A 6,176-nucleotide genomic window follows, 5' to 3' on the forward strand; every position below is an offset into this window, starting at 1 on the left:
TAAATAAACTACTTATTTCAATAGGCACTCTATGAATCCATGAATAGTATCCTCAGAAATCCTCCTAACCAGTGAGTCAATGTTCACAAACCTACCCATCAACTGAAGAAGCCTACCCAGATTTGCCGTGGCATCCCAATCAATTCGGGAACCATTACCTAACGCATTAACCCTTATATTCAATACTATACTTATTGCGCTACCCGCAGCCCTACCATCAACCCTATACCTAACCTCATTACCTGACTGGCCGATTAACTCTATTGTTGCATCTGCAGTAATCCTCCTTAACTCGGCAATAGGGACCTCATTACCCAGGTCAACCCTAAACCTAGCCCTAACCCTATCCCTACTGACTACCTCATAATTAACCATGTTAGGTATGCAGGCTATTGCCCTGGGCAAATCCGTTATGAAGCTCAAAACCTCATCGGGCGCCTTACTTACCATGAATGAACCATTATAATGCAACTCACTCGCCATCAAGCCCACCCAATTAATGACCTACTCCTACGGGTAATGTACTGGAGTATTAACGATAATGAAGCCATCAAACCCCTCTCCTCATCAATACTCCCCCTAAATGACTTAATGATGGAGACCACGTCAGGGTCTAAATCCTTAATATCAACGCTTAAGTCAGCACCGAACAGCGTGTAATCCCTGGTCCTTGACGGCTTATTTACGCCCAGCATTTTCGAAACCTCATCAGCCAACCTCTCACCGACTAATCTCCCTGTCGTGAACTTACCACCAATGACTGAGACCAGGTTCCTCGGCTTGTCATGCCTCACAATCATGAAGTCCCTCGTGGCCTCCCTCCCGGTTGCTCCCGGTATGTTTATCAACGGCCTAACTGATGCATAAGCCCTAACAACAGGCTCCCTCGCCAGTGCAGGGACCATTTGGGAGCCCTCCGACGTTAGGAACTCGATGTCGTCCTTTGTTATTGTTGTGCTGTCTGGGTCCTCGATAATAACGGCTGTGGTCCCCATGATCGATACTGAGCCATAAGGCACGAGTATGTCGCCGTCTGACGGAGGTCTCATCCTATTAATGACCCTCCTCGTAAGCCTATGCCTATAAACCACCATAACGCCCATGGTAGGCATAACATCAACATTTACCCCAGCCATACCAGCCACCCTCCCAGCCCAGGGACCCGCGGCGTTGACAAAGACCCTCGCATTAACACGCCTAACATCACCCTTAACACCATCCTTAACCCGCGCACTGATTATCTCACCATCATTGCCAAGGTCAAAGCCAACCACCTCAGCATTCTGAACTATCAATGCGCCCTCCATATATGCCGACACAGCCGCACTCATGAGTAATTCCCTGGCGTACACCACCTTATCAGGAACCTCAATCACAGCCTTAACCTCAGGGTTTAGGTTAGGCTCCTCCCTAATGGCATCCCTAACATCAACGACCCTATAACCAATATTAGCCCTCCTCAAACCACTAATGAACTCATCCTGGAACTCTAGGTCATCCTTGGTGACGGCTACGAAGTAACCGCCAGTATCATCAACCACATGAGGAGCTATCCTAGCCATGACCCTATTCTCCTCCGCACACTCAACGGCAGCCTTGGGGTCCGTAACCACGTACCTAGCACCACTATGTAGCAAACCATGCATCCTACGAAGTGCCACTACCAATGGCCCCTCTCTCGAGCAATATTACTTTCAATCCCCTAAGAACCAGGTCCAACGCTGTGAAAACACCATTAATCCCACCGCCAATTACGGCTACGTCAAACTCCATAACTAAATCACCTTGCTAGCCCTAACAACACGTAAAATCCTGTCTGGGTAATTGCTCGTAATATCATCAACACCCATATCAACAAGGCGCCTAGCCATCTCCTCATCATTCACAGTCCAGGCACCAACCCTAAAGCCAAGCCTATGAGCCATCTCAACACCCCTCTCATCAACCAGGTCATGAGCCGCATGAAGCCACTGCGCATTCAACTTCTTTGCAACGTCAATGAACCAAGCAATCCTACCAATGAATATTATGCCAATCTCAATATCCCTATCAATAGCCCTAACATTACTAAGGGCATCAAAGTCAAAGGAAATCACCTGGGCATCAACACCATACCTCCTAATCAACTCCACAACCCTCCTCTCAATACCAGGGTAATAATCACTGCCACGCTTAATCTCAACCTTATACTTAATCCTCCTACCAAACTCCCTAAAAACCTCCTCAAGCGTTGGAACAGCAACACCACGCCATTTACCACTAAACCTAGCACTTGCATCAAGCTTCTTTATCTCCGTCAGGGTCAAGTCCTTAACAAAGCCCCTACCATTCGTAGTCCTATCAACCGTGAAGTCATGAATAACCACAACCTCCCCATCCCTAGTCATGTGAACATCAAGCTCAACACCATCAACACCCATATCAACAGCCATCCTAAAGGAAGGAGGGTATTCTCAGGGGCGTAACCCATGGCACCCCTATGCCCAAAAACCAAAACCATATTCCAACCGTTTTAATCTAAAGCAAACGGCAATTAAGCATTACTGACGCCTTTCAACACCTGGGATTTCAAGCCTTGGGTGTAGACTTGGCGCCCTAGTCCTGACTATGACAATTAGCTCAAGTGGGATACCCTTAGTCTCCGGTGTGAAGAATATAATGAAAATAAACGCGGCAAATGTGATGGCAAATAGGAACTCGAAGAATGTTAGCTTACCAATGGTTAACGCAATGTATGGAATCTCAAAAACACTCAGGAATAACACGAACTTAGTTATTACCGTACTATAGCGAATTCCTTCAATATTGTATCGCACCCATAATCCATGTTTCCACCGCCCTACTTATAATCCATAGGCCCACGGAACCTCCCTAGCCCAGCCCAACGCCCTCTGCACGGCCGCCCTCCAACCCCTGTACAGCCGCTCCCTAGTCTCCACATCCATCCTCGGCTTAAACACCCTATCCAACTTCCAATTCCTAACAATCTCATCCAAATCCCTCCAAAAACCAACCGCCAAACCCGCTAAGTAACCCGCACCAAGCGACGTTGTCTCGAATATCACCGGCCTCCAAACCTCAATACCCGTTATGTCAGCTTGAAACTGCATTAGGAAGTTATTCCTAGCTGCACCACCGTCAACCTTAATCCTGGGTATCCTAATCCCCGTATCACTCATCATGGCCTCAAGAACATCCCTATTAAGGTACGCTATCGCCTCAAGAACCGCCCTCGCAATATGCTTCCTCTCAGTACCACGCGTAATACCTATTATGAGCCCACGGGCATACTGATCCCAATACGGTGCACCAAGCCCTGTAAATGCCGGCACGAAATAAACACCGCCAGTGTCAGGGGCTGACGCCGCCAGCGGCTCCACCTCATCGGAAACCTCTATTATCTTAAGACCATCCCTCAACCACTGCACAGCCGCCCCAGTAATGAATATGCTACCCTCGAGCGCATACTTAGCCCTACCCTCCTCGGTCGAGTAGTAAACCGTGGTTAGTAAATTAGCCCTAGACCTTATTGGCGCATCCCCTATATTCATCAGTATGAAGTTGCCAGTGCCGTAGGTAGACTTAACCTCACCAACCTCAAAACCAACCTGACCAAACAATGCCGCCTGCTGATCACCAGCATCACCGCACACGGGAATACTCACACCACTCAATAATTGGGAGACCTCCGGGCCTGTGTAGCCATATATCCTCTCATCACTTGAGGGCCTAGGCAGGGGCAGTATGTCCCTGGGTATCTTACCCTCAATCTCAAGCAACTCATCATCCCAATCAAGTTTATGAATATTGAAGATCATCGTCCTCGAGGCATTGCTATAATCAGTAACGTGCGCACCACCCCTCTCCGGCGTCAACACGTCCTTATTACCCCTAGTCAAGTTCCAGATCAGCCAGGTATCCATCGTACCAAAAATAACCTCACCCCTCCTCGCCCTATCCCTAAGCCCAGGCACATTATCAAGGAACCACCAAATCTTCGTCCCGGAGAAGTAGGCGTCTGGGACGAGGCCCGTCCTCTCCTGAATCACGCTAGGTAATTTTGCTTGAGGTAATCAACCATTGACGACGTCCTCCTGTCCTGCCAAACGATGGCGTTGTAAACGGGCTGTCCATTCCTTGGATCCCAAATAACCGTGGTCTCACGCTGGTTAGTAACCCCAATAGCCGCTATCTCCCTCGGATCAACCCTCGTATACTCAAGGACCTCCTTAATTACGAGCTTCGTCTTCTCCCAAATCTCTATTGGATTATGCTCAACCCACGCGGGCTTAGGGTATATCTGCGTGTGCTCATGATACGCATAGCCAATTATCGAACCATCGTGAGAAACCAATGCTGTCCTCGTACCAGTGGTCCCCTGATCAACAACTAGGATAAACCTCTTCTCTCGCGCCATGGCTTAACCATTGATACGTGGTATTTTAGATTTACCTTAACCAAGTAGGTACTACTAATAAATAATAATGAAATACCGCCTAAACTGTGGAAATCGGTCACTTCACGTGGTTACGGACCCATAGGGCGAGGTATGACGTAGCAAGTAGTGGTGTTAAGCCAATACCACTAAGCGAGGTGGAGAGACTTGGTGAGACGGGCAACTTCATTGAGGACTTAATGAACGTTTACGGCATTGATAGGAGGAACCTGGCAATCACCCATGGAACCCAGGTATTAGGTTAAAGGATAAAGTTCATGTTAATAAGCATCAACTAAAATGCTTATTAAGTCAATGGTGAGGTAAGAATCGATAAGAGCTTTGATAACATCATAGATCAGTGGCGTGGCCACATCAGCCTCAGTAAAGCCGCGGCCGCCCCCGTGGGCAATATTAAAACTAAGTACCACTTTATAAGTTTTTAATGAGCGATCACCAGCCAAGCATATCCTCAATAAGCCTTGCTCTATTCCTCGTATTACCGCCAATAATGAGTATGTGTGACCCAGAATTCATGATCGCCAAATCAATTAAGTCCCCAGGGGTTAGAGGGTTGGGCATCGACATTTTCAACCCCATATAGGCAAAGGCAGTATTTAAACCCACTGTCTCAAGGGGCACGAACTTAAACGCAATAGGCACTAACCCCTTACATTCAACATCGCCATCAATTAATGCGGGCCTGTTTTTACCTGTTGTTGACAGTCGAAATTATTGCCATAATGTAGTGTTATTTCTATGCTGTGTTTGTGGCTTTCTAGGTTTCTTGGTTGATTACCCATGTTTATGGTATTGCCACTGGTGTTAACGCCCGAAAACCCACTCCATGTCAATCACTGCGCATTAATCAGCAGAACGCCCAAAACCAATCAACCACAGTAACATCCACAGCATTCAACCCACTCGACCCACCTTCACTGAACACCCAAGGTACTTTCTTAAAATCCGTGCGCACATTACTCTTGATGACCATGGTCTCTAGGTCAAAGACACTACTCATAACCACAGCGGTGGTAATAATTGCCGCAGCTGTCTCGACACTCTTCATCGCCTCACATAGCCTAATGGTTAAGCACCTCTCTCCGCCTCCGACCCCTGTGCCTGTGGTTATTAATTATGGTGCTTTATTCTGTAGTGATAATTTCATAATAATTCCAGGCAATTCTATGGTTGTTCTTCGTTATCACGTGCATGGCAATGTGACCATCGACTCCGTCGGCATTTACATGGCCTTTCCAGCGAGCATAATCAATGAGACCCTAACGGCATTCTCGAGGTTGCCAAATCCAATGATGCCTTGATAATGGGGGTGTACGTTAATGGTAGGTTGATCGCGAGTACTAATTATCCAGGGCCGATCCTCAGCTTGAAGACTGTGGTTGAGCACACCAATGGAGTCATTACTGCGGATTATACCGATGATGACGTCTCCTTCCCACCAATTAACTTAACTAATGGTGACGTAATCACCGTAATCCTTTACTCAGCAGTACCATACGCACTACCATCATGTAAGGTGGCTAATGAGAGTGAGGAGGCTGAGTTGATGGTTAGGGGTCACCTAATTGGGTTGATTGGTATTGTCAACGGCACACCAACCACTGAGCAACTCTACGAGGAGGGCAGGTACATAACCGAGGAGCCAGTCATATACATAGTCAATGTCACAAGCCCAATAAGCCAACTACCGCAGGAACTAACGCTAAGCCTACTCACCAAC

The 6,176-nt window shown here is 47.4% G+C and carries 10 protein-coding genes and 1 pseudogene; 3 read left to right on the forward strand and 8 right to left on the reverse strand.

Going from position 1 to position 6,176, the window contains the following annotated elements; translation table 11 throughout:
• Positions 1 to 12: 12 nt before the first annotated feature.
• The 6 genes and pseudogenes from JCM14467_RS11235 to glpK all read right to left on the reverse strand — a co-directional run bounded on the left by JCM14467_RS11235 (position 13) and on the right by glpK (position 4,417).
• Positions 13 to 483 carry an SRPBCC domain-containing protein gene (locus tag JCM14467_RS11235; protein WP_054850211.1) on the reverse strand — a complete coding sequence of 157 codons (471 nt, stop codon included), beginning with the start codon at positions 481 to 483 and terminating at the stop codon, positions 13 to 15.
• Entirely contained in the window at positions 483 to 1,661 is a 1,179-nt protein-coding gene (locus tag JCM14467_RS11240) for an FAD-dependent oxidoreductase (protein ID WP_252901449.1), read from the reverse strand. Before JCM14467_RS11240 ends, JCM14467_RS11235 begins: the two co-directional genes overlap by 1 nt.
• Positions 1,648 to 1,773 carry an FAD-dependent oxidoreductase gene (locus JCM14467_RS18125; RefSeq protein WP_252901450.1) on the reverse strand — a complete coding sequence of 42 codons (126 nt, stop codon included), beginning with the start codon at positions 1,771 to 1,773 and terminating at the stop codon, positions 1,648 to 1,650. Before JCM14467_RS18125 ends, JCM14467_RS11240 begins: the two co-directional genes overlap by 14 nt.
• 2 nt (positions 1,774 to 1,775) lie before the next feature.
• Positions 1,776 to 2,432, reverse strand: coding sequence for a glycerophosphodiester phosphodiesterase (locus JCM14467_RS11245; protein ID WP_252901451.1), 657 nt, complete (start codon positions 2,430 to 2,432; stop codon positions 1,776 to 1,778).
• Positions 2,433 to 2,540: 108 nt separating this feature from the next.
• Positions 2,541 to 2,816 (reverse strand): hypothetical protein, encoded by a 276-nt coding sequence (locus JCM14467_RS11250; RefSeq protein ID WP_054850204.1) that lies wholly within the window; start codon positions 2,814 to 2,816, stop codon positions 2,541 to 2,543.
• A gap of 27 nt (positions 2,817 to 2,843) precedes the next feature.
• Positions 2,844 to 4,417 (reverse strand): annotated as a pseudogene (gene glpK / locus JCM14467_RS11255) (glycerol kinase GlpK).
• Between the two features lie 86 nt (positions 4,418 to 4,503).
• Between glpK and JCM14467_RS11260 the strand changes: the two are divergent.
• Positions 4,504 to 4,701, forward strand: a complete 198-nt coding sequence (locus tag JCM14467_RS11260; RefSeq protein WP_054850205.1) for a hypothetical protein — start codon at positions 4,504 to 4,506, stop codon at positions 4,699 to 4,701.
• A 187-nt stretch (positions 4,702 to 4,888) separates the two neighbouring features.
• Here JCM14467_RS11260 and JCM14467_RS11265 read toward each other — a convergent pair whose 3' ends face one another.
• Positions 4,889 to 5,098: a hypothetical protein gene (locus JCM14467_RS11265; protein WP_054850206.1), complete on the reverse strand. Its 210-nt coding sequence runs from the start codon at positions 5,096 to 5,098 to the stop codon at positions 4,889 to 4,891.
• Positions 5,099 to 5,303: 205 nt separating this feature from the next.
• A complete protein-coding gene (locus tag JCM14467_RS18135) occupies positions 5,304 to 5,504 on the reverse strand; it encodes a hypothetical protein (protein WP_252901454.1) in 201 nt (66 codons plus the stop codon).
• A 49-nt stretch (positions 5,505 to 5,553) separates the two neighbouring features.
• On the opposite strand from JCM14467_RS18135, the gene JCM14467_RS18140 reads away from it, so the two are divergent.
• Positions 5,554 to 5,757, forward strand: a complete 204-nt coding sequence (locus JCM14467_RS18140; protein WP_252901455.1) for a hypothetical protein — start codon at positions 5,554 to 5,556, stop codon at positions 5,755 to 5,757.
• 2 nt (positions 5,758 to 5,759) lie between these two features.
• A partial coding sequence (locus JCM14467_RS11275; RefSeq protein WP_252901456.1) for a hypothetical protein occupies positions 5,760 to 6,176 on the forward strand: 417 nt, incomplete at its 3' end.

Origin of the sequence: Vulcanisaeta sp. JCM 14467 (genome assembly GCF_001316245.1) — an archaeon.
In the GTDB taxonomy this organism is placed as follows: domain Archaea; phylum Thermoproteota; class Thermoprotei; order Thermoproteales; family Thermocladiaceae; genus Vulcanisaeta.

What these genes read in the sequence shown, in the direction of transcription:
- JCM14467_RS11235 (WP_054850211.1), bottom strand. Translation starts at nt 483, where the DNA reads ATGGCGAGTGAGTTGCATTATAATGGTTCATTCATGGTAAGTAAGGCG.
- JCM14467_RS18125 (WP_252901450.1), bottom strand. Translation starts at nt 1,773, where the DNA reads ATGGAGTTTGACGTAGCCGTAATTGGCGGTGGGATTAATGGTGTTTTC.
- JCM14467_RS11245 (WP_252901451.1), bottom strand. Translation starts at nt 2,432, where the DNA reads ATGGCTGTTGATATGGGTGTTGATGGTGTTGAGCTTGATGTTCACATG.
- JCM14467_RS18135 (WP_252901454.1), bottom strand. Translation starts at nt 5,504, where the DNA reads ATGAAGAGTGTCGAGACAGCTGCGGCAATTATTACCACCGCTGTGGTT.